The sequence below is a fragment of the Pantoea sp. genome, from assembly GCF_039594315.1.
Classification (GTDB): domain Bacteria; phylum Pseudomonadota; class Gammaproteobacteria; order Enterobacterales; family Enterobacteriaceae; genus Pantoea.
In genome coordinates, this window is record NZ_JBCNNP010000059.1 from 1 (window position 1) to 21,705 (window position 21,705).

The window sequence follows — 21,705 nt, forward strand, 5'->3', positions numbered from 1 at the left end:
ACCAGGCGTTTTTTCATGCTTATTAAATCAATCGGAATCGGTCGATTACTGCCATTAATAATCACCGCTTTATTGCGCATTCCCGACTGAATACAACGCGCGACTTCACTGGCCATAATGGTGCCCTGATAAATCTCTTCACAAGTGGGATCACCATTACGCAGGCCATAACCGATAATTGTTTTACGAATACGTACGCCAATCAGCGGTTCAATTTGTTTAATTAAGGTGTCAATCGCGCCCTGAAAGCCCGGCGAGTATTCGCGCGTGTAGCCTTCCGAGCACAAAATAATCACGCTGTTTTGCTGTGCCAGACGTTGGGTGATGCGCTCCGCCAGCTCTTGCGGCGCAATCTGGCATTCAGGAATCAGCGCGAAGTCTGCATTGGATTTGATCGCCGATTGCAGTGTTAATTCACCGCAGTAACCGCCCAGCAACTCCACCATGAATACGCGACCCGTTAATGCGCGACCGGTATTACGTAATTTCGACACTTCTTTTAATACCTGTTCGCAGGCGGTAGAAAAACCGATGCTGTAATCACTGCCAAAGACATCGTTATCGATGGTCATGCCGACGCCGAAACAGTTAACACCAAATTCGCTCAACGTATGCAGGAATTGTAATGAGCCATCGCCACCGGCCATAATTAACACATCGATACGCAGCGATTTTAAATTTTTGGCAATGACTTCGTATTCAGGACGAATTAATTTTCGATTCGTTCGTCCTGATTGCATCACCGGAATCGAAGTAATGGCGTAATCCACTAAATCGCGTTGAGATATTTCCTGGTGGTGATTTTCCAGCAAGCCGGGAATGCCACCGTTAAATAACACCATCTCCGCTTGGGTTAAGCGCGATATTTGATACACAAAGTTATTAATCCCGGTGACATCACCACCGCTGATCACCATGCCAATTCTCATTGTCATCACCCTTCATGCTGTGCGTCTGACAATCATTCTTCCGATTAACCACTTTGTTATTTGCAACGAATGTCACACTTTTGCCATGAATTTAGCGAGTGGGATCATTGACAGTGAGGTGATGAGGCTGTTTTTTGTGATTAATATCACATGACATTTTTGAACAAAAACAGACAATAACTAAATTAATCATTAAGTTATATTTATTTCACGCTATGAAATGGCTTGCCGTTAATTAAGCCATTCGCGCTGATTTTCTTTCGATCTATTTTGTGATTTCCCGCGCATTTTTATCGGTACGTGGCGAAGTTTGGGTGAGAGTTTAAAGATTAAAGGTGGGATGAAGTATTTCAGAGTTAGTGCCAGGGAATATGAGGAATGGTTGAAAGGTCGCCAATAATGGCGACCCCACGACACCAAATGTGATTTTCGTAGGGTGCGCATTTATGCGCACCTGGAATTATAGGGAGAATTTATTTGGCATAAGCTTCGGTGGAAAGGGTCAGCGTCACATCATCGCTCACCGCTGGCACATACTTATCCAGTTTGAAATCGGAACGCTTAATCACGCCGGTGGCATCAAAACCAATCGCCTGCTTTTTCACCATCGGATGTTCGCCCTGCTGATTCAGCATGGCATGCAAGGTGATCGGCTTGGTAATGCCTTTCAGCGTCAGATTTCCTTCCACATCAAACTTGTTGTCGCCCTTCGCCACCACTTTGGTGCTGTGGAACACCGCTGAAGGATACTTCGCGGTATTGAAATACTCAGCGCCCAAAAATTCTTTGGTTAGTGCCGGAACATGGGTATCAATCTGCGAAACTGGCAGCGTGACGTCAACGCGCGATTGTTCAGGGTGATCCTTATCAAACACCAGCGTACCTTTGCTGTTTGGGATATCGGCGGTGGGATGGGAGAAACCAAAGTGCGTCCAGGTCACGATAACGGAGGTATGCGCGGGGTCCAGCTGATAATGCATCGCCGCAGCCTGAGATACCGGTGCGTAAAGGGTGGCAGCCGCCAACAGTGGCAGCGCAAAGCGGGTAACGTTTTTCACTCAATGTTCCTTTTAGAACGGGATAATCCATTGAGTGTCGCCAATTAACTGGTTAGTAAACAGTGAAGAGTTTTGCTGGTGACTGTCAAATATATTCAAAAATATCAATCAGTAATAATACTCATCGGTAAAAATCACTGCTAGCAAATAGCATACTGATTGCATCCATAGCCTAAAAGCTATAGCCTATTTCATAGCAAATAGGCTATAGGATGGCACTATGTGGGAAATTCTAACAACGGATGTGTTTGATGAATGGTTCATGGCACAGAGCGAAGCACTGCGAGAAGACGTGTTAGCTACCATGGCGATTCTGAGTGAAATGGGGCCGCAACTTGGACGACCTTATGTTGATACACTTAAAGGCTGTCACTTCCCTAATTTGAAAGAACTACGCGTGCAGCATGACGGAAATCCAATCCGAGCTTTTTTTGCATTTGATCCGGTGCGCCGGGCGATTGTGTTGTGCGCGGGAGACAAAACGGGCTTTAACCAAAAACAATTTTATCGAGCGATGATTCGCCTTGCTGAAGAGGAATACCTCAAGCATTTGGCGCAGATGGAGGGATAACATGTCTAGCTACAAAGAACTTCTGGCAAAGCATTCCGCTGAAAGCCAACAGCGTATCGCCCAGAAAGCAGAAAAATTGCGCCAGGAGATTGCGCTTAGCCAATTACGTGAAGAACTAAATCTCTCACAAACTGAATTGGCCCGCGCCATCGGCGTGTCGCAACCAACGTTAGCAAAAATGGAAAATCCGGGAAATGATCCGCGTCTTTCCACCTTAAAGCGTTATGTTGCGGCATTAGGCGGCGAACTGCGTATCGACGTTACGCTGCCCAATGGTAAACACATCGCCTTTCAGCTTTGATTCACCAAAACTAACCAGCGATGCCGTTCACGCAGTAAACGCTGATGAATATGCTGTAGCTGCGGCAGCGTAACAGCCTGGATAGCGGCGTGATGCAGCGTCGCTAATCCATGCTGCTGGCGCAGCGTTTCAACTGCCACTTCGGCATTGTCGTGGCAGGCCGCTTGGGTGAGTAACGTGTGCTGCCACAAGGCGAGTTTCTTTTCCGGCAATACGCCAAGTTCCGCCGCCATTACGCGCATAAAACGTTTGCAGTGGCCAAGTAAGGTGCGCCAGGGAATGTTGGGTGATTGCAACGCCAGCAACACACCATCCACATCGGCGACGCGTTGATAACGCGCTGACACCACGTAACCAATCTGCTGCTCAACGCGCAGCCGCTGGAAGAAGCGTGTTTCCAGCATCAGTGCCAATACACGCAGCGCGGCCAGGCTGGCATCATCGGGTTGCGGCAAGGGCATGAACAGCAGCAACGCCTGATCGCGCCCTGCGCAGGCAATCGGGACAATACCGCGCTGCACAACCGCCGGTGCCGCAGTGTTCGCCAAATCTGGCTGAAAATCGCTGAGCAGATGCGCCACGCGTTGGCTTAACAGCGAGTCCGAACCGCACCATGCCGCCAGCCATTGCGGCCGTTTCATTGGCTTAATGAATTGGTTGGGCAACGCGGCCATCAGTTCACGAATGACAATCGTCGGTGCCGCGGATGCGGCAAATTTTGGTGCATCGACATTCAATGCCTGTATCGCTTGCTGCACACTCCACAAAGCCTGGTCAGCGCATTCGGGCAGGTTCAACCTCAATTGCCACATGCCCTGCTTTTGATGCCAATATCCGCTACCGCCTGCATGGCGCAGTTCCGCCAGCACCGGACGCAGCAGTCGCTGCCGCGCGCGCGCTTCATCATCACTTAAGGTGTGATGGAACGCGGGACGTAGCAGCAGCGTTTCAACCTGCTGCACCGCTGCAATGATCGGCAAGGTTTGCGCCACTGGCGGCAAGCGCGGTGCGTGAATAGCGTGCGTAGCGGGAAAGAAGCCAAACGCGGCGGGTTCAGCAGCCAAAGCCGGTAGCGGCAACCATTCCGCTATGTGCAGCGTGAATCCCTGGGTTTGATAACGATCACCATCCATTTGTTGTTGCGTCAGCAGGCGTGTCCGTGGCTGCTTAGCCAGCGCGAGTGCAAACGGCGCAAAATCCTCGGACACCGATAAACCGGGTGCAAAGCCCAATGCCCGACCACGCAGTTGTTCTAAGGGCGCTAACACGGCGAAATCCAGCTGTGCTAAACGTGCATAATGCTGTTGCTGTGCCGGCGTCGTGGCACTGATTGCGGCGAGATGCTGCCAGAAACGTTGCTCAATGCGTTGTGCTTGCAACGGCGCAATGTGCTGCGCAGTGAAACGCAACGCCAACCAACCATAGTGCGCATCCTGCCATAACCACTGTCCATGCAGGTTTTCACATAAACCTTCAGCGCGTAATTGCGCCAGTAAACTGCCCGGCGCTTCATCTTGCCAGAACACGCTCAGTAAGGTGACATTGTCACGTAAAGCCTGTTCGTCACCTTTGATCAATATGCTTAACCACAAGCTTTCATCGCCCGGAAGTTGCAGTAATTTGTCTTGAGATATCAGATTGGGTTGCACAGTCGTTGAAGCGTTTTTTGCCTGCGCAATCTGGCTGCCATGTTGTCGCGCAATCAGTTCAAGTTCATCCAGCGATTGCGGGCCCTGCAACCAAAGCTGCATGTTATCAGCATGATAGTGGCGCTGATGAAACGAACGCAGTGCTGCATGTAATTCCGTGACATTGTCACCGAAAGCAGCGTGACTGCCGACACGAAAGCGTTGAAAAGGGCCCTGAAGATTAGCTATTAATGCCGCTTCAGAGAGCGTGTCGGCATGATTTTGTAGCAGTTGATATTCAGCATCAATCACCGCCACTTCCTGCTGAATCGCCTTCGAATCGAGTAATGGCGATATCAGCATGTCGCATAAACGCTGCATGCCTGATGACAGCGAGCTTGCTGGCAACTGGCAGAAATAGGCGCTGCGACTCAACTGCGTGGTGGCATTCACCTGTCCGCCCTGTTGCTGCACCCACGGCATCAAACGCTCATCTCCATTGAAGCGTTCGCTACCGCAAAACAGCAGATGCTCCAGCAAGTGCGCCAAACCTGGCCAGCTATCCGGCTCGTGCAAACTGCCCGCCTCCACGCGCATCAGTGCGGCGGCATCACGCGCGCCGGGCTGATGATAGAGCGTGCAGCGTAAACCATTGGCGAGGATAAGCTGGCGAGAAGTCATCAGGTGACGCGCTGCTTGAAGATCAGTTCAGAATTGCTGCGGTTGCGGAACTGCAATTGCTGAATTTTGATGTCGCTACAGTTGGCTTGACGGCGCGCTTCGAGGATTTTGCCGTGATGCGGTGATTTGCTGCACACCGGATCGGTGTTGTCCGCGTTGCCGGTCAGCATGAACGCCTGGCAGCGGCAGCCGCCGAAGTCCTTCTCTTTCTCATCGCACGAGCGGCACGGTTCCGGCATCCAGTCAAAGCCGCGATAGCGATTGAAACCAAACGAGTTGTACCAGATGTCGTCGAGACTTTGCTCCAGCACCGACGGGAATTGCACCGGCAACTGGCGTGCGCTGTGGCACGGCAATGCGGTGCCGTCTGGCGTAACGCTGAGGAAGATCGATCCCCAACCGCCCATGCACGGTTTAGGCCGCTCTTCGTAATAATCGGGCGTGACGAACAGCAGATTGGTCAAATTACCGCTGGCGCTCATGCGCTGTCGATACTCGGCCACCACCGCTTCAGCGTTGGCGATTTGTTCGCGCGTGGGCAGTAATCCTTCACGATTGAGCTGCGCCCAGCCGTAGAACTGGCAGGTTGCCAACTCGACATCATCGGCTTCCAGTTCGATACACAAATCGATGATTTTATCGATCTGATCGATGTTATGGCGGTGCAACACGAAGTTGAGCACCATCGGATAGCCGTGCGCTTTCACCGCTTTTGCCATCTCCAGCTTTTGCTGGAAGGCTTTCTTCGAACCGGCCAACGCGGCATTCAGCGTTTCGTCGCTGGCCTGGAAGCTGATCTGAATATGATCGAGTCCGGCATCGGCAAAGGCGTCGAGTTTCTTCTCGGTCAAACCAATGCCGGAGGTGATCAGGTTGGTATAAAAGCCCAAATCACGCGCGGCGCGGATCAGTTCCGGCAAATCTTTGCGCGTCAGCGGCTCGCCGCCGGAAAAGCCGAGTTGTACGCTGCCCATGGCGCGCGCCTGGCGGAACACCTCAATCCACTGTTCGGTGGTTAGCTCCTGTTCCTGCTGAGAAAAATCCAGCGGGTTGGAGCAATACGGGCATTGTAGCGGGCAGCGATAGGTTAGTTCAGCCAGCAGCCACAGCGGCGGCGTTACGGTTTTACTCGGGTTCACGACACTGTATCCATTTTTGTTCGATGGCAGATTGCAGGAACTCTTTCACGTCCTCACCGACTCCCCCCGCTTCCGGGAAACGCGCATCTAGCGTGGCGATGATTGCCGCGACATCCTGCTTACCGTTCACCAGTTCAAGGATCGCGGTGGCGGTTTCATTCAGTTTCGCCATGCCTTCGGGGTAGAGCACCACATGGCTGTCCTGCGCCGCTTCCCACTGCATGCGGTAACCGCGACGAAACGCCGGAATCAAATTATCTTTCATGATGTTATACCAATCTCGTGCTGTGCCATGACACCTGATCGGTGACGGTATGATACGGCGGACGTTGCAGTGCATACGCCATGGTCATGGCATCCAGCATGGTCCAGAGAATATCGAGTTTGAATTGCAGGATCTCTAACATGCGATTCTGCTGCTCAGCGGTGGTGAATACTTCCAGCGCCAGCGCCAGGCCGTGCTCGACATCGCGATTTGCCTGGCTGAGACGACTGCGAAAATAGAAGTAACCTTCTTCTTTAATCCACGGATAATGCTGCGGCCAACTGTCGAGGCGCGATTGGTGAATCTGCGGCGCAAACAGTTCGGTTAACGAGCTACAGGCGGCTTCTTGCCAATTGGCACGACGCGCGAAATTAACATACGCATCAACTGCAAAGCGCACGCCCGGCAACACCAGCTTCTCTGACAGCAACACTTCGCGATCCAATCCCACCGCTTCACCCAGTTGCAGCCAGGCTTCAATGCCGCCTTCCTGGCCGTTGCTGCCGTCGTGATCGAGAATACGCTGTACCCATTTACGGCGTGTTGCCGCGTCCGGACAGTTCGCCATGATCGCCGCATCTTTCAGCGGGATGTTGGTCTGATAATAGAAACGGTTGGCCACCCAACCCTGAATCTGTTCACGCGTCGCCTCGCCATTGTGCATGGCGATGTGGTACGGATGATGAATGTGATAAAACGCGCCTTTGTCGCGCAACGCCTGCTCAAACGCGGCGGGCGATAATGCTTCGGTAATCGTCACGATGCCAACTCCTGCAAGTGAATCGCCATGCCATCCCAACTCACTTCAATGCCCTGCTGCGTCAAATAGTGGCGCTGCGGCGAGTGCTCATTCAGGATCGGATTGGTGTTGTTAATGTGAATCAGAATTTTGCGTTTCGCCGGCAGCGATGCCAGTAACGCCATCAAACCTTGCTCTTCGGCCAGCGCTAAATGCCCCATCGCTTTGCCGGTATTTTTGCCCACGCCGGTGGTCAGCAGTTCGTCGTCCTGCCACACCGTGCCATCAATTAACAGGCAATCGGCCTGTTTCAGCCACGGCATGATGACGTCATCCGGCTCGCCGAGACCCGGCGCATACAGCAGCGTTTGCCCGTTGGCGCTGTTCTCGATAAACAACGCGACGTTATGGCCCGGCAACGGGCGATCGCGATACGGCGAATACGGTGGCGCATTACTGAGAATCGGAATGGCGGTGAATTGCAGGTTGCGGCAGGCATCAACGCGGAACGGCTCGAGTGGCGTTAATGCGCGATGTTGCAACCCGCCATTCCAGTGCTGCAACATGGTGAAAATCGGGAAGCCGCTGGTGAGATCGGCGTGCACTTCGGGCGTGCACCACACCTGATGCGGGCAGCCTTCGCGCAGGCTTAATAAACCGGTGGTGTGATCGATCTGGCTGTCGGTAAGAATAATGCTGCCAATCGCCGTGCCGCGCAGTACGCCCTTCTTGATCAATTCTGGCGTGTGGGCAATTTGCTGGCTGATATCCGGCGAGGCGTTACACAACACCCAATCTTCACCGTTATCGCTGACAATAATCGATGATTGCGTGCGCGCCTGGGCCTGAATCGACCCATTGCGCAAGCCCGCGCAGTTGGCGCAGTTACAGTTCCACTGCGGGAAACCGCCGCCAGCCGCTGAACCGAGAACTTTTATAAACATGAAATTGACCAGAGAGAGAAAACAAAATGCCCGCACGAGCGGCGGGCAGAAGTCTTAGCGGTTGGAGATGTACAGAGTCACTTCCAGGCCCAGACGCAGGTCAATAAACGCAGGTTTTTTCCACATAATTTTCTTCCTCTTAATGCAAACGCAGAGAAATCTCTGCTGGAGAAGGTTACGAACGTGACGGAGATCACATCGCAACCCATAACGCGCGCAGATGTTGCGCCAATGTAGCAAACAGATCAACCCAGAATAGGTAAGGGAATTGTGTTATTCCTGCCAAATCTGTTGCAACACGCGTTGCCAATTGCCCCACGCAAGTTGCTCAAGTGCTGATTGATCGTAGTCGAGCGATCGCAACAACGCATACAGCGGCGGCAATCCGGTAACATCTTTCAGCGCCTCTGGCACGCTAATGCCGTCAAAATCTGACCCTATCGCCACATGATCGCGGCCCATTATCGCGATCAAGTGCGCAATATGTTTGCCAATTTCGATCAACGACGTGTCTGTGTCGCGCTTGCCATCGGCCCGTAAGAAAGCGTTACCAAAATTCACACCGACTACGCCGCCGCTATCACGAATCGCGCGTAATTGATCGTCAGTCAGATTACGCGGTTGCGGGCACAGCGCATGCGCATTGGAATGGGTTGCCACCAGCGGCGCTGAGGAGAGTCGCGCGGTATCCCAGAAGGCTTTTTCGTTCATATGCGACACGTCAATCAGCATGTGATGGCGGTTGGCGGCGGCGATCAACGCTTCACCTGCCGCAGTCAAACCAGGTCCGCTATCTGGCGAGTTGGGGAATTTTCCGGTTACGCCTTCACCGAAACGGTTGGGTAGATTCCAAAATGGCCCGATGCTGCGCACGCCAGCCTGATAAAAGGCTTCCAGCGCCTCGCCATCGGCATCAAAACCGTCGGCGCCTTCGATATGCGCCACCAGTGCCAGCACATTGTCGGCCCGACAGGCGGCAATATCAGCGGCAGTCAAACACAGCCGCGCACGGCCCGCGGATTGCGCCGCCAATGCTTTGAGGATGTCGAGTTGCTGCCGGAGAATCTCCAGCGGTGCGAGTTTTTCCGCTGCGCGCTGCGGCGCAACCTCCTGCACATAACGCGGCGGCGGCACGAACATCGCAAATAAACCACCGGCAAAACCGCCCTGCTGCATGCGAGGAAAATCGAGGTGGCCTTTTTCAATGCCAGCAAAAAAGGCCCGCACCGGATCATCACGATGATGTAGCCACAGATTGAGTAACAGGTCGTTATGACCGTCGAAAGTTTTTAGCAACATAGGCGGATTTTGGCGAAACAACATGGCGCTATGCTACGCGCGCCCGCCTGTTTCGCCAAACACGGGCGCACAAAGGGTTAGTTCTGCGCAACCTTTAAGCCGTGATAAAAGGTCGGCTGCACATCGAGGTGCTTTTGGATCAGTCCGTATTTTTGGTAGAAATCGGCGGTCTCCTGCTGCTGTTTGATGGTGGCGTCATCAATGCTTTGCCAGTGGGATTTGCGTCGCGAGAACGATTTAGCCGCCGCTTCTTTTGGGAAGCCGATGATTTTCGCTAACGTAGTGGAATACTCATCGACGTGGCTGTTAGCCCAGCGATCGGCGGCGGCTAAACGGTTGACGTAATCCTGCAACGCGGCGCGTTTAGCATCGTCTTTGATTGCCGCATCAGTAGCAGCAAGAAAACTGTTGCCGCTGGACAACCCAACGCCATTGATCAGCACGCGACCGGTGTTGGTCACTTCAGCCAGCGCGGTATATGGATCCCAGGTTGACCACGCATCAACCGAACCGTTGGCTAATGCAATGCGCGCATCGGCAGGCGTCAAGAAGCGCCAGTTCACATCTTTGTCGCTGATACCGGCTTGCTCCAGCGCTTTGAGCGCTTCAAAATGGCCGATAGAACCGCGTCCGGTGGCGATGTTTTTACCCTTCAAATCCGCCACGTTTTTAATCGGCGAATCCGGGCTCACCAGCACCGCCAATCCTTCCGGCACCGATTTGCTCACTGCCACCGCTTTCACCTGCGAACCGGCGGCCAGCGAGAACAGCAACGGCGCATCGCCAATGATGCCCGCATCCACCGCGCCCGCATTTAACGCTTCGGCCAACGGAGCTGCCGCCGGGAATTCCGCCCATTCGATTTTATAATTGAGATTATCCAACTGCTGAGCCGCCTGCATTTCGGCGTGCATATTTCCCTTTTGATCGGCAATGCGTAACGTCACGGTTTCTGCCGCTGCTACGCCGCTGGCTGCCACCAGCAATAGTGCTAAAGCTGCTCTTTTCATTGTGTTTTATCTCATCGCGCAAAACCGCAGCCTAACCTGCTAGCGCCGAAATCACCGATGCCGATTTTGCATGTGGATTGCCGTTTGGCGCATATAGGTGAAGTTGTCAGTTATGCACGCATAGTTGTCAGTTACTCGCGAGCCGCGCCCGCAGCGTTGGGCGAGACTGAATGCCAGACAACAAGGAGATCAACATGCTTACCCAACCTGCTACCAAATACCGTGCGTTTCCGGTGATTGATTTACCCGATCGTCAATGGCCGTCGCGCCAGCTCACACAAGCTCCGCGCTGGCTTTCAACCGATTTGCGTGATGGCAATCAGGCGCTGGCGACACCGATGGATAGCGCGCGCAAACTGGAGTTTTGGCAACTGCTGGTGCATTGCGGCTTTAAAGAGATTGAAGTGGCGTTCCCCGCCGCATCACAAACCGATTTCGATTTTGTGCGTTTGCTGATTGAACAAAACCACATTCCTGACGATGTGGCGATTCAGGTGCTGACGCAGGCGCGCAGCGATCTGATTGACCGTACCTTTGACGCATTGCGTGGCGCACCGCAGGCGATCATCCACATGTACAATGCCACTGCGCCGCTGTTCCGTGAACGTGTATTCCGTCAAAGCAAAAGCGAGATTATTGAACTGGCTTGCGCCGGTGCGCGCCAAATTCGCGCCCGTTGTGCCGCGCAAACCGACACCGCGTGGACCTTTGAATACTCGCCGGAAACCTTCTGCTTTACCGAGCCGGAATTTGCGCTGGAGATTTGCGAAGCGGTCGCCGCGATTTGGCAACCCGGCCCGGATCGCCCGATGATCATCAATCTTCCTGCTACCGTCGAAGTCAACACGCCGAACGTGTATGCCGATCAGATCGAATATTTTTGCCGCCATTTCAGCCAGCGATCGCAGGTGTCGATCAGCGTACATCCGCACAACGATCGCGGCACCGGCATCGCCTGCGCCGAACTGGCGATGTTGGCGGGTGCCGATCGCGTCGAGGGCTGTTTGTTCGGCAACGGCGAGCGCACCGGCAACGTCGATATCATTACGCTGGCGCTCAATCTCTACACCCAAGGCATCGCGCCACAACTGGATTTCAGCGACATTCAGCAGGTACTGGAAGTGGTAACACGCTGCAATCAGCTGCCGGTGCATCCACGACATCCGTATGCCGGTGAACTGGTGTTTACCGCCTTTTCTGGTTCGCATCAGGACGCGATTCGCAAAGGCTTTGCGGAGCGTGCCGAACGCCAGGAAGAGATTTGGCAGATGCCGTATTTACCGCTCGATCCGCTGGATATCGGTTGTAGTTATGAGGCGGTGATCCGCGTCAATAGCCAATCGGGCAAAGGCGGCGCAGCGTGGCTGCTGGAGCAAAATCACGGCCTGCAACTGCCGCGCGCGTTGCAGCAGGATTTCAGCCGTTTGGTGCAGCAGCAAACCGACGATCACGGTCAGGAAATGACACACCATGCGCTGTGGCAGCTGTTTTGCCAGCATTATGGCGTCGCGCAGCCGTCGCGCCGTTTGCTGGAAGCGGAAAGTCACAGCGACGACAAAGGCGAAACGCGCTTTAAAGCGCGCGTGCAGCAAGGTGCACAGCAACTGACGCTGGAAGGCAAAGGCAACGGCTTATTGTCTGCCGCCGTGGCGGCCATCCGCCAGCGCTACGATTTAGTCATCACCATTGAGGATTATCACGAACACACGCTGGGTAAACGCAGCGACAGCCGATCGGTGACCTATATCAGCTGCATCAATGCGCGCGGAGAACGCGCATGGGGCGTCGGCATTGATAACGATGTGGCGCGCGCGTCATTACAGGCTTTGCTTAACGCGGCACACGCTTTTCTGCCGCAGGAAAGTAATTCGCCGGCGTAACGCCAAGTACGCGGCGGAACATGGCGCTGAAGGCGCTCGGACTGTCGTAACCGAGATCGAGCGCCACGGTTAAGACATTGTCGCCTTGCGCCAGGCGGGCTAACGCGACACTCAAACGCGCGCGGCGCAGCCAATCGCTGAACTGCAAACCGGTTTCACGATTGAAATGGCGCGCCAGCGTGCGTTCCGCCACACACAACTCGCTGGCCGCTCGCGCCAGCGTCCAGTTTTCGCCCGGCGCTTGCTGAATGCGCTGGCACAAACTCAGCAGCCGTTCACTTTCTGGCAACGGCAAGCCAAACGGCAGCACATCCATCACGCGAATTTCATCGAGGATCAGTTCATAGATGCGCTCGGCGCGGCTACCGGCAGCGTAGTGTTCTGGCAACGCCAGCGCACTGACGATCAATTCACGCAGTAGCGGCGAAATCTGCACCACCTGACAACTGGCGGGCAGATCGGCACGCGCCAGCGGATCAACAAACAGCGTGCGCGCCGCCACCGCGCCAACAATCTGTAACGCGTGGCGCGTTCCGGCGGGCAGCCACACGCCGCGACTCGGCGGCACAACCCAACTGCCGTGCTGAGTTTCAACTTTCACCACGCCGCTCAGCGTATGAATCAGCTGTGCGCAATCGTGGTAATGCCACGGTTCCGCATCGCCATGCGCGTAATCATGTGCGTACGGCACCAGCGGACGCTGCGAAAAGTCGAAGTTAAGCCGCGCGCTCATGTTAGCGTTTCAGATATTGGTAAACCGCCGCCAAATCCTGCTCGCCGTATCCGGCATCCACCGCTTGCTGCCAAACATCAACGATGTTCTCCAGCGCGGGCAACTTCGCATCACCGGCAGCATCCAGCGCCAGTTTGGCGTCTTTCAGCGCCCACACCAGATGCATCTGCGGCGTGAAATCATTGCTGGCGATCATGCCCAGTTTCATTTTGGCGTATGGCGCAGCAAGCGGGCCGCCATCCAGCACTTTCCACAGATCGTCGGTGCTGAAACCAAACTCTTCCGCCAGACGCGTGCTTTCCGCCAGGCTTTGCATCAGGCCGATTAACCAACTGTTCACCACCAGCTTCATGCGCGAACTGGCACCCGCCTCGCCCAGCCACTGCGTGCCTTTACCGATTGCAGCAAACACCTGCTCGGCGGCCTGTGCCTGGCTTTGATCGCCGCTCGCCATCACCAGGATTTGAGCGTTTTCCGCTGGTGCTTTAGTGCCGGACACCGGCGCATCGATAAACACCACATCGGGACGCGCGTCTTTGAGTTCAGCAATTAACTGGTCGGTGGCTTCGACGCCGATGGTGCCCATTTGGCACACCGTAGCGCCCTGCTTCAACGCATTGCTGGCCTGTTTCAACGCCTGACGCGTGGTATCGCCGTCGGACAACATCGCGATCACTACATCTGCGCCATCAACCGCTTGCGCTGCGCTATCAGTCAGCGTAATGCCCGCACTCAATAAATCCTCACCTTTGGCACGCGTGCGGTTCCAGCCGCGCACCGTAAAGCCTTTTTTCAACAGGTTAGCGGCAAACGCATGCCCCATTGCGCCCAATCCCAGTACCGCTACCACAGGTTGTTGACTCATCATTCCCTCTCTTTTGTGCCTTCAGACCAAACCGCCAGACTGACAGAATTTACCTGACGCAGCCAGGCCGGAGATGCGCTGAAAAAACATTTTCAACACCGCAAATAATAATAATCCGTCATACTATTAACGCTTTTCAAACAAATGAAAAAACGATTAACATACGCGCCATAAATGTTCCAATCGGTACATTCCACGCCCTTTTTACGGTCTTTCATAATGAAAATTGCTTTACTGCGACAGGCATCGCTGTTGATGTTGCCTGCGATGTTACCGGTCTCAGCACTGGCAGCCAGCGCTGCCAGCAACACCATGGTGGTGAGTGCAGCACCTGCGGGTTCCGGCCTTTCTGAATTAGATACCCCCGCCGCTGTCAGCGTGGTTTCTGGCGAAGATATGCGCCATGCGGCACCGCGCGTTAACCTGTCCGAAAACCTCAGCAGCGTGCCGGGTTTACAGATTCAAAACCGTCAGAACTACGCGCAGGATTTGCAGCTTTCCGTGCGCGGTTTCGGTTCACGTTCTACCTTCGGCCTGCGCGGCATCCGCCTGTACGTGGACGGCATTCCCGCCACCATGCCGGATGGACAAGGCCAAACTTCGAATATTGATATTGGCTCTATCGATCACATTGATGTGCTGCGCGGCCCGTTTTCTGCACTGTATGGCAACTCTTCTGGCGGCGTAATTAACGTCGAAACCGAAACCGGACAGCAACCGCCTACGCTGGAAGCCAGCAGTTGGTTCGGCAGCTACGGCAGCTGGCGCAACAGCGTAAAAGCCAGCGGCGCAACCGGCGACGGCACCCAGGCCGGAGACGTCAATTACACCGTTTCCGCTTCACGTTTCACTACGCACGGTTATCGCGATCACAGCGCGGCGCAGAAAAATCTCGGCAACGCCAAACTCGGCGTACGCATTGATGATGCCAGCACCCTGACATTGCTGTTCAACAGCGTGCATGTTGAAGCGCAGGATCCGGGCGGATTGACGGCTGAACAATGGAAAGATAATCCGCGCCAGGTCGCCAGCAACGTTACGCTGTATAACGCACGCAAAACGGTCGATCAAACCCAGGCGGGTCTGCATTATCAACGCCAGATGAGTGAAAACGACGATCTCAGCGTGATGATGTACGCCGGTGAACGTGAAACCACGCAGTATCAATCGATTCCTAAAAGCGCCCAACAAGGTGTTGGCAACGCCGGCGCAGTGATTTCGCTGGCGCGCCATTATCAGGGCATTGATACGCGCTGGACGCACCGTGATGCGCTGTTCACCATTCCAGTGACGTTCACCGGCGGTCTGGATTATGAAACCATGACCGAGAATCGCAAAGGTTATCAAAACTATAGCGGCAACGATCTCGGCGTTCAGGGCGATATGCGCCGTAATGAACGCAACCTGATGTGGAACCTCGATCCGTATCTGCAAACTGCGTGGCAACTCACCGATAAGCTGTCGCTGGATGCGGGCGTGCGCTTCAGTACGGTGAACTTTGACTCTAACGATCATTACATTACCGCCACCGATCCGGATGACAGCGGCAATCGTCGTTACCACCGTTGGTTGCCTGCGGCGGCGCTCAACTACGCCATCGACAATAGCTGGAACGCCTATCTTTCTGCCGGACGCGGTTTCGAAACGCCAACGCTGAATGAGCTCTCTTATCGCTCTTTGACTCAGTCTGGGCTGAATCTGGATCTGAAACCGGCCACCAGCGAAACGGTTGAACTCGGCAGCAAAAAACGCATCGGTAACGGCTTGTTAACCGCGGCGATTTTCCAAACCGATACCAGCAACGAGATCGTTTCCAATGGCAGTTATGAAGGTCGTTCAACCTACAAAAACGCCGGTGAAACTCGCCGTCGCGGTTTAGAGCTTGGGTTGGATCAGCAGTTTGGTGAAAACTGGCGCTTCAAAGCCGCCTGGACCTTGCTGGATGCGCGCTATCGCTCCAATGCCTGTGGCGACGACAGCTGCGATGGCAACCGTATTCCGGGCATCGCACGCAATATGGCCTACGCCGGATTGGCCTACGCGCCAGAGCAAGGTTGGTATGCGGGCACCGATTTGCGCTACATGAGCGATATCGCCGCCGATGATGAAAACGATGTGAAAGCGCCGTCTTACACTGTGGTCGGCGTTAACAGCGGTTATAAATGGTTAGTGCAGAACTGGACGCTGGATCTGTTTGGCCGCGTCGATAACCTGTTTGACCGTAATTACATCGGTTCGGTGATCGTTAACGAAAGCAACGGTCGTTACTACGAACCCGCGCCAGGCCGCAATTACAGTGTCGGTCTGACGGTGAGCTATGCATTTCAGTAAATAACTCGGTTAACGTGTGAAATTAAAAAGCCCTGCAAGAAATTGCGGGGCTTTTTTTGTGCAAATATTGCTCAGGCGGATTTATTGCCATATAGTCATGTAGCAACATCACTACATATTATGGAGGTCATTATGACAGTGACCAGAATCAGCAGCAGAGTCTTCAATCAGGAAGTCTCGCGCGCCAAAAAAGCAGCTGAAGAAGGCCCGGTTTATATTACTGACCGTGGCAACCCTGCACATGTTTTATTGACGTTTGAGGCGTATAAGAAGCTGATAGGATCAACCAGAAGCATTGTTGATTCTCTCGCCATGCCGGAAGGTGTTGAGATTGATTTCGAACCTGAACGCGCAACCATCATTAACAGGGATGTGGAATTCTGATGCGTTATTTACTGGATACCAATGTCATTTCAGAGCTACGCAAGGCAGGGACGCCTAAAGCCAATCCTCAGGTGATTGCTTGGGCAAAAAACATTGATGCTGAAGAGATGTTTATTTCTGCTCTCACGTTGATGGAGATTGAAAAAGGTATCCTCAAGTTTGCCCGCAAAGATCCGCAACAAGCGCATTTTTTACAGCGCTGGTATCAAGAGCAGGTGCTGATTGAATTTGCATGGCGTACGCTTGCCATTGATAGCAATGTTGCGCGGTTGTGCGCTCAACTGCATGTTCCCGATGAACGTCCACACACGGACGCCCTGATTGCGGCGACCGCCCTCTATCATGATCTGGTTTTGGTGACGCGTAACGTGCGTGACTTTACTTCGACGGGCGTGATGCTGCTGAATCCGTGGCTGGATTAAAGGGTGTACATGTTACGCACACCCTATTAGCAAATTACTTCAGCAGCGCCAGCACGTCTTCAGTCGAACCGGTTTCGCCGAGGCGAGGGAAGACGCGCTCGACGCTGTTTTTGTGCGTTTCTGCGTTCAGGCAGCTCATTGCATCAGTGGCTAACGTGACGTTGTAACCCAACTCATACGCCTGACGCGCGGTGGATTCCACGCCGATAGCCGTAGCGATACCGCAGATCACTACCTGAGTAATGCCACGTTGCTGCAACTGGGCATGCAGATCGGTGTTGTGGAATGCGCCCCAGGTCTTTTTGGTGATGGCGATATCACCGCGTTGCAACGCCATTTCTGGTACCAGATCGGCCCAATCGGCGGGCAGATCGCCAGCGTGTTTCGGTTGCTCGTTGCGGCCAGGTGCGCCACCGGCCACGTTCACCAGCACCACTGGACGCTTCTGACCACGGAATGCATCGGCCAGGCGCGCTGAGCGCTCAATCACGTCATTGGCCGCTAACGGTGCCACAGGCAGCGCAACAATGCCGTTTTGCAGGTCAATCACAATCAGCGCGGTGTTGTCATCAAGTGTGGTTAAAGCCATGTTGAGTCCTCTCAGGATTATTGGTCAGCAAGTCGTTGTAGTAAGGGAAGTGCCGCCAGCAGCGTTTGCTGTTCTTGCGGGTTTAACTGGGTGGCGATGCTTTGCACCAGCCAATCGTCACGTTGAGCCCGATTAGCCGCGATTAAACGCAGGCACGCTTCGGTCGGCTGATAGCGTGTTTTGCGTCCATCCAGCGGATCGGCTTCACCTTTCACCATGCCCAGCGTCTGCAAACTGGCAACCGTCGCGCCCATCGATTGAGTGCGCACGCCTTCTTGTGCTGCCAATTCCGTCACTGTCATCGCGCCATCGCGTACCAGATACCCCAGCACTGACACCTGCGACCAAGTGAGATCGCCGGGAGGCGCGGATTCACGCAGGCGGCGCGCCAGCTTGCCATTGATGCTGCGCAGAATAGCAGCCGCGCTGTTCAGGTCGCTCATGGCACCTTCTCCTTACTAATGAGCGGCGAGTATACAAATACGAAGGTAAACTGTGTAGTTTGCCTTCGTATCAATTTGTAAGTGATCGATTGATCACCGCTGCAAATAATGAATCAAACTGTGAAAACGCAGCGGCGTGCTGAGCGGATTGCGATAGCTATGCGGCGTATCCGCGGCAAATTGGTTGGCTTCTCCCGCCTGCAAGCGTCGCCAGGTGCCTTCTACCCCCAACAATAATTCCCCTTCAAGCACCACAACTTGCTCAATCACCCCGTTTTCATGCGCCGACGAATCGCTTTGCGCGCCGCCCGCCAGCGTTACTTCCAGCAGATCAAAGCGTAGCTTGTCATCGTAAGGCAGCAATGGTTTGACCTGCATCTGCGCATTGGGCTGACTAAAAGTGGCCACACTGCCCGGTGGTTGATCGCTGCCCTGCACGAAATAAGAAAACGGCACGTTAAAACCAGTGGCGATTTTCCACAGCGTCGCCACGGTGGGGCTGGATTCACCGCGCTCGATCTGGCCCAGCATCGCTTTGCTGACGCCAGTGCGTTCCGCCGCCAATGTCAGGCTCCAGCCGTTGGCCTGACGCAGCTGTTTCAGCGCCAGACTGAGATGTTGATGCAGATTTTCCATGTGTTCTCCCGAAAGTCTCGCGCGCAGTGTAACACTTGTGCGCTATAGCGTCCCCATGCCACAATGTGCGCTATAACGCACAACCGGATGTGAATCGATGATGACCGCCACCTCGCGCAGCGCTTTCTCTTTCCCAATGCTGGTTTCAGGTTTTATTGCCGTACTGGTTGGTTACAGCAGCACGGCGGCATTAATCTTCCAGGCCGCGCAAGCCGCAGGCGCGTCGCCGGAGCAAATTGGTGGTTGGTTATCGATGCTGGGCATCGGTATGGGTCTGGCGTCATTGGGTTTATCGCTGTGGACGCGCATGCCAATTCTTGCCGCCTGGTCGACGCCCGGCGCGGCGCTGCTCGCCACCAGCGTGCAGGGTTTAACCCTTAATGAAGTGGTCGGCATCTTTGTCGCCACCAATTTGCTGATTGTGTTGTGCGGCGTCACAGGTTTGTTCGCCCGCCTGATGAACTACATTCCGCAATCGCTGGCGGCGGCGATGCTTGCCGGGATTTTACTGCGTTTTGGCATCGGCACCTTTAGCGGGTTACAAAGCAATTTCGCGCTGTGCGGCAGTATGTGTTTGGTATGGCTGATCAGCCGCCGCTGGCTGCCGCGCTACGCCATTATTCTCGCGCTAATCGTGGGTGTGCTGGTGGCGCTGGGACAACAGGCGATACATTTCCCACCGCACGCGCTGGCGATCAGCCGCCCTGAGTTCATCATGCCGCAGTTCAATCTCACCGCGCTGATTGGCGTCGGATTGCCCTATTTTCTGGTAACCATGGCGTCGCAAAACGCGCCGGGCATCGCCACGTTACAGGCGCACGGCTATCAGCCACCGGTGTCAGCCTTAACTGGCTGGACCGGCTTTATCGCCCTCATTTTGTCGCCGTTCGGCGGATTTTCGGTGTGTATCGCTGCCATTACCGCTGCGATCTGCATGGGCGATGATGTTGATCCCAATCCCGCCAGGCGCTGGATGGCATCGGCGCTGGCTGGCGTGTTCTATCTGCTGACCGGTTTTACCGGCGGATTAATTGCCGTGATGCTGAGCGCGTTACCGCAGGTATTGATTGCCACGCTGGCCGGTTTAGCGCTGATTGCCACGCTCTCCGGCAGTTTGCAACGCGCGCTGGCTGAACCCGAACAGCGTGATAGCGCGATGGTGGCATTTTTGATTACCGCCAGCGGCATTTCTCTGCTCGGCGTCGGCTCGGCCTTTTGGGGTTTGCTCGGCGGCATGCTGAGTTATTTCATTCTCTCGCCACGCACTCGCGCTTAAAATTTCAGCAACTTAACCTCGCACGCGGGAAAAACGCCCTGTTTTTCCCCCTTTATCAGCCGTTTGATTTCGCTACATTTGGCTTAAGATCACTACCATCGCCAAAAACACACACTGTTCTGCCTCAGACAACCACCGATAAGGGCCCAACGAGTGGCAAAAACTTTCTTGCGCAGCGGCAATCTGGACACGGTTCTGGCACTGGGTGAAAACGGCCAGCCCGTCTGGACCTCTGCGCTGCAAATCCGTGAAACCTTGCGCCTGCGTCGCCAAACAACACTGGCCAATTGCCTTGCCATTCCGCAGGCCAACGAGCGCGGTGACCGCATCGATTGGTACGCGCCGTTCAACGGTAAAGTCAAATCCTGGCTGGGTGCCAGCGATCACGAGCGTCGTCAGGCGCTGGAGTTGTTAACGCTGAACCAACAGGATTTACACGCGCTCAGCCTGCGCGCGCGCGACGCTGACAATCCCGCCATGCGCTTATTCGGCGCGTTACTGGGCAAAACCTTGCAGTTCCCGGATCAGCAATACGTTTATCTGGTGGATGGCAAACCGGTGATTACCTTCTGGGGCTTTGTCGATCCACAAGCCCGTTCGCGCGACGATGCGTTGAGCTGCCTGCGTGACACGCTGCAAGAAGAATTGCCGCCGCTGCTGCCGGAACCGCCGGTTATGCCGGTGGTTGCGCCATTGGTGGTTGCGCCGGTGATTGCACCGCTAATTGAAGTGCCGCCTGCCACTGCCGAACCGGTGAGCGAGCTTGAACCTGAAGTGATTGAGCCGGAAGTGATGGTGGCTGAACCAGAACCGCAACCAGCAACCGAAGCTGCGCCACCGGCGCGTAAAGCCTCCGCATTACGTCCATTAGCACTATTGCTGCCGGTGGCCGCCGTGGCGGCTGTTGGCGTGGCATTCTGGCTGCATAGCGCGCCAGAACCGGCAAAACCAGCAGCAGATAACGTGGTCGCAGCACCTGCGCCGATTAGCGCGCCGCCTGCCATCGTGGCTAACGCAGCCAAACTGCACGTTACGCTGCCACAGAAACCGGCCACCGTTGTCGCCGCTGCGCCTGTTCCGGCACCTGCTGCGCCGGTGGAAATCGTGGCTGAGCACACTGAACCGGCCAAAGCCGATGATCTGGTGATGACCGCTGAAGATGCACGCATCGGTTCGGTGAAATTTATTAACGGCACCTGGCGCGTCACCTTGCGTCAAACCAATCTGCCAACCGGCAAGCCGCCAAGCCTGCGTTATCAGATCCGCAACGGTAAAGGCACCGCGACCATTACTCAGGGCGACAACATCCGTTGTAAGGCTGATGTGACTGCCGCGATGACCAGCGCCGGCAGCATGGAAGTGCGTAGCCGCTATACTGCGACGTGCAGCGATAAATCGCGTTACCGCATGCCGGAATTGGTGTGTAAAGCCGGCGATGGCATTGCCAGCTGCACTGCGCAATACGGCGCAGATCAGGTCTTCCCGTTGACGATTAAGCGTGAGAGTAAGTAAACATGTTGGCTCCCCTCATCGATGACAAACAGAAAATCACGCTGATTGAAGATAGCGGTGTGCAGTTTCT

General features: G+C 54.7%; 23 protein-coding genes. 8 read left to right on the forward strand and 15 right to left on the reverse strand.

The genetic code is table 11. From position 1 onward, the window contains the following. Both ABDW13_RS20530 and ABDW13_RS20535 read right to left on the reverse strand, forming a co-directional pair. Nucleotides 1-929: 6-phosphofructokinase (locus ABDW13_RS20530; RefSeq protein ID WP_343554416.1), on the reverse strand; the 929-nt coding region annotated here is incomplete at its 3' end. A 473-nt stretch (nt 930-1,402) separates the two neighbouring features. After that, entirely contained in the window at nt 1,403-1,987 is a 585-nt protein-coding gene (locus ABDW13_RS20535; protein ID WP_343554390.1) for a YceI family protein, read from the reverse strand. Nucleotides 1,988-2,207: 220 nt separating this feature from the next. On the opposite strand from ABDW13_RS20535, the gene ABDW13_RS20540 reads away from it, so the two are divergent. After that, nucleotides 2,208-2,558, forward strand: coding sequence for a type II toxin-antitoxin system RelE/ParE family toxin (locus ABDW13_RS20540; RefSeq protein ID WP_343554392.1), 351 nt, complete (start codon nt 2,208-2,210; stop codon nt 2,556-2,558). A gap of 1 nt (nt 2,559) precedes the next feature. After that, a complete protein-coding gene (locus ABDW13_RS20545) occupies nt 2,560-2,859 on the forward strand; it encodes a helix-turn-helix transcriptional regulator (RefSeq protein ID WP_343554394.1) in 300 nt (99 codons plus the stop codon). Here the strand turns inward: ABDW13_RS20545 and pqqF are convergent. The 8 genes from pqqF to ABDW13_RS20585 form a co-directional block, all read right to left on the reverse strand. Beyond that, entirely contained in the window at nt 2,850-5,168 is a 2,319-nt protein-coding gene (gene pqqF / locus ABDW13_RS20550; protein WP_343554395.1) for a pyrroloquinoline quinone biosynthesis protein PqqF, read from the reverse strand. The genes ABDW13_RS20545 and pqqF overlap by 10 nt on opposite strands. Continuing rightward, nucleotides 5,168-6,307: a pyrroloquinoline quinone biosynthesis protein PqqE gene (gene pqqE, locus ABDW13_RS20555; protein WP_343554397.1), complete on the reverse strand. Its 1,140-nt coding sequence runs from the start codon at nt 6,305-6,307 to the stop codon at nt 5,168-5,170. Before pqqE ends, pqqF begins: the two co-directional genes overlap by 1 nt. Next, a complete protein-coding gene (gene pqqD, locus ABDW13_RS20560; protein WP_343554398.1) occupies nt 6,294-6,572 on the reverse strand; it encodes a pyrroloquinoline quinone biosynthesis peptide chaperone PqqD in 279 nt (92 codons plus the stop codon). Before pqqD ends, pqqE begins: the two co-directional genes overlap by 14 nt. A 4-nt stretch (nt 6,573-6,576) precedes the next feature. Then, nucleotides 6,577-7,332: a pyrroloquinoline-quinone synthase PqqC gene (gene pqqC / locus ABDW13_RS20565; protein WP_343554399.1), complete on the reverse strand. Its 756-nt coding sequence runs from the start codon at nt 7,330-7,332 to the stop codon at nt 6,577-6,579. Beyond that, a complete protein-coding gene (pqqB, locus tag ABDW13_RS20570; protein ID WP_343554401.1) occupies nt 7,329-8,255 on the reverse strand; it encodes a pyrroloquinoline quinone biosynthesis protein PqqB in 927 nt (308 codons plus the stop codon). The genes pqqC and pqqB overlap by 4 nt, the downstream gene beginning before the upstream one ends. Before the next feature lie 54 nt (nt 8,256-8,309). Beyond that, a complete protein-coding gene (gene pqqA, locus ABDW13_RS20575) occupies nt 8,310-8,381 on the reverse strand; it encodes a pyrroloquinoline quinone precursor peptide PqqA (protein WP_002905689.1) in 72 nt (23 codons plus the stop codon). Between the two features lie 147 nt (nt 8,382-8,528). Continuing rightward, complete coding sequence (locus tag ABDW13_RS20580) at nt 8,529-9,554, reverse strand: dipeptidase (RefSeq protein WP_343554403.1); 1,026 nt, start codon at nt 9,552-9,554, stop codon at nt 8,529-8,531. Between the two features lie 77 nt (nt 9,555-9,631). Then, entirely contained in the window at nt 9,632-10,564 is a 933-nt protein-coding gene (locus tag ABDW13_RS20585) for an ABC transporter substrate-binding protein (RefSeq protein WP_343554404.1), read from the reverse strand. A 194-nt stretch (nt 10,565-10,758) separates the two neighbouring features. Between ABDW13_RS20585 and leuA the strand changes: the two genes are divergently transcribed. Next, nucleotides 10,759-12,444, forward strand: coding sequence for a 2-isopropylmalate synthase (gene leuA / locus ABDW13_RS20590; protein ID WP_343554405.1), 1,686 nt, complete (start codon nt 10,759-10,761; stop codon nt 12,442-12,444). Here the strand turns inward: leuA and ABDW13_RS20595 are convergent. Further along, nucleotides 12,395-13,177, reverse strand: coding sequence for a helix-turn-helix transcriptional regulator (locus ABDW13_RS20595; protein WP_343554406.1), 783 nt, complete (start codon nt 13,175-13,177; stop codon nt 12,395-12,397). The two genes, leuA and ABDW13_RS20595, sit on opposite strands and share 50 nt — an antisense overlap. A 1-nt stretch (nt 13,178) precedes the next feature. Continuing rightward, on the reverse strand, nt 13,179-14,042 hold the full coding sequence (locus tag ABDW13_RS20600) for an NAD(P)-dependent oxidoreductase (RefSeq protein WP_343554407.1): 864 nt from the start codon (nt 14,040-14,042) through the stop codon (nt 13,179-13,181). A gap of 219 nt (nt 14,043-14,261) precedes the next feature. Between ABDW13_RS20600 and pqqU the strand changes: the two genes are divergently transcribed. The 3 genes from pqqU to ABDW13_RS20615 all read left to right on the forward strand — a co-directional run bounded on the left by pqqU (nt 14,262) and on the right by ABDW13_RS20615 (nt 17,179). Further along, entirely contained in the window at nt 14,262-16,373 is a 2,112-nt protein-coding gene (gene pqqU / locus ABDW13_RS20605; RefSeq protein WP_343554408.1) for a TonB-dependent receptor PqqU, read from the forward strand. A gap of 132 nt (nt 16,374-16,505) precedes the next feature. Then, nucleotides 16,506-16,757: a type II toxin-antitoxin system Phd/YefM family antitoxin gene (locus ABDW13_RS20610; RefSeq protein WP_343554409.1), complete on the forward strand. Its 252-nt coding sequence runs from the start codon at nt 16,506-16,508 to the stop codon at nt 16,755-16,757. Further along, a complete protein-coding gene (locus tag ABDW13_RS20615) occupies nt 16,757-17,179 on the forward strand; it encodes a type II toxin-antitoxin system VapC family toxin (protein ID WP_343554410.1) in 423 nt (140 codons plus the stop codon). The genes ABDW13_RS20610 and ABDW13_RS20615 overlap by 1 nt, the downstream gene beginning before the upstream one ends. A gap of 34 nt (nt 17,180-17,213) precedes the next feature. Here the strand turns inward: ABDW13_RS20615 and ABDW13_RS20620 are convergent, their stop codons facing one another. The 3 genes from ABDW13_RS20620 to ABDW13_RS20630 all read right to left on the reverse strand — a co-directional run bounded on the left by ABDW13_RS20620 (nt 17,214) and on the right by ABDW13_RS20630 (nt 18,847). Continuing rightward, nucleotides 17,214-17,768, reverse strand: a complete 555-nt coding sequence (locus ABDW13_RS20620; protein ID WP_343554411.1) for an isochorismatase family protein — start codon at nt 17,766-17,768, stop codon at nt 17,214-17,216. 17 nt (nt 17,769-17,785) lie between these two features. Then, nucleotides 17,786-18,211 carry a MarR family transcriptional regulator gene (locus tag ABDW13_RS20625; RefSeq protein WP_343554412.1) on the reverse strand — a complete coding sequence of 142 codons (426 nt, stop codon included), beginning with the start codon at nt 18,209-18,211 and terminating at the stop codon, nt 17,786-17,788. A 93-nt stretch (nt 18,212-18,304) separates the two neighbouring features. Next, nucleotides 18,305-18,847, reverse strand: coding sequence for a helix-turn-helix domain-containing protein (locus ABDW13_RS20630; protein ID WP_343554413.1), 543 nt, complete (start codon nt 18,845-18,847; stop codon nt 18,305-18,307). A 97-nt stretch (nt 18,848-18,944) separates the two neighbouring features. On the opposite strand from ABDW13_RS20630, the gene ABDW13_RS20635 reads away from it, so the two are divergent. Together ABDW13_RS20635 and ABDW13_RS20640 are read left to right on the forward strand one after the other, a co-directional pair. Further along, on the forward strand, nt 18,945-20,123 hold the full coding sequence (locus tag ABDW13_RS20635; RefSeq protein ID WP_343554414.1) for a benzoate/H(+) symporter BenE family transporter: 1,179 nt from the start codon (nt 18,945-18,947) through the stop codon (nt 20,121-20,123). Between the two features lie 153 nt (nt 20,124-20,276). Further along, complete coding sequence (locus tag ABDW13_RS20640) at nt 20,277-21,635, forward strand: SrfA family protein (RefSeq protein WP_343554415.1); 1,359 nt, start codon at nt 20,277-20,279, stop codon at nt 21,633-21,635. Nucleotides 21,636-21,705 lie beyond the last annotated feature (70 nt).

Bases quoted from the DNA above. Each gene is read 5' to 3' on its own strand.
- ABDW13_RS20610 (WP_343554409.1), top strand. From the start codon at position 16,506: ATGACAGTGACCAGAATCAGCAGCAGAGTCTTCAATCAGGAAGTCTCG.
- pqqU (WP_343554408.1), top strand. From the start codon at position 14,262: ATGAAAATTGCTTTACTGCGACAGGCATCGCTGTTGATGTTGCCTGCG.
- ABDW13_RS20600 (WP_343554407.1), bottom strand. From the start codon at position 14,042: ATGAGTCAACAACCTGTGGTAGCGGTACTGGGATTGGGCGCAATGGGG.
- ABDW13_RS20540 (WP_343554392.1), top strand. From the start codon at position 2,208: ATGTGGGAAATTCTAACAACGGATGTGTTTGATGAATGGTTCATGGCA.
- ABDW13_RS20630 (WP_343554413.1), bottom strand. From the start codon at position 18,847: ATGGAAAATCTGCATCAACATCTCAGTCTGGCGCTGAAACAGCTGCGT.
- leuA (WP_343554405.1), top strand. From the start codon at position 10,759: ATGCTTACCCAACCTGCTACCAAATACCGTGCGTTTCCGGTGATTGAT.
- ABDW13_RS20545 (WP_343554394.1), top strand. From the start codon at position 2,560: ATGTCTAGCTACAAAGAACTTCTGGCAAAGCATTCCGCTGAAAGCCAA.
- pqqD (WP_343554398.1), bottom strand. From the start codon at position 6,572: ATGAAAGATAATTTGATTCCGGCGTTTCGTCGCGGTTACCGCATGCAG.
- pqqF (WP_343554395.1), bottom strand. From the start codon at position 5,168: ATGACTTCTCGCCAGCTTATCCTCGCCAATGGTTTACGCTGCACGCTC.
- ABDW13_RS20615 (WP_343554410.1), top strand. From the start codon at position 16,757: ATGCGTTATTTACTGGATACCAATGTCATTTCAGAGCTACGCAAGGCA.
- ABDW13_RS20625 (WP_343554412.1), bottom strand. From the start codon at position 18,211: ATGAGCGACCTGAACAGCGCGGCTGCTATTCTGCGCAGCATCAATGGC.
- pqqB (WP_343554401.1), bottom strand. From the start codon at position 8,255: ATGTTTATAAAAGTTCTCGGTTCAGCGGCTGGCGGCGGTTTCCCGCAG.
- ABDW13_RS20585 (WP_343554404.1), bottom strand. From the start codon at position 10,564: ATGAAAAGAGCAGCTTTAGCACTATTGCTGGTGGCAGCCAGCGGCGTA.
- ABDW13_RS20580 (WP_343554403.1), bottom strand. From the start codon at position 9,554: ATGTTGCTAAAAACTTTCGACGGTCATAACGACCTGTTACTCAATCTG.
- ABDW13_RS20595 (WP_343554406.1), bottom strand. From the start codon at position 13,177: ATGAGCGCGCGGCTTAACTTCGACTTTTCGCAGCGTCCGCTGGTGCCG.
- ABDW13_RS20620 (WP_343554411.1), bottom strand. From the start codon at position 17,768: ATGGCTTTAACCACACTTGATGACAACACCGCGCTGATTGTGATTGAC.
- ABDW13_RS20635 (WP_343554414.1), top strand. From the start codon at position 18,945: ATGATGACCGCCACCTCGCGCAGCGCTTTCTCTTTCCCAATGCTGGTT.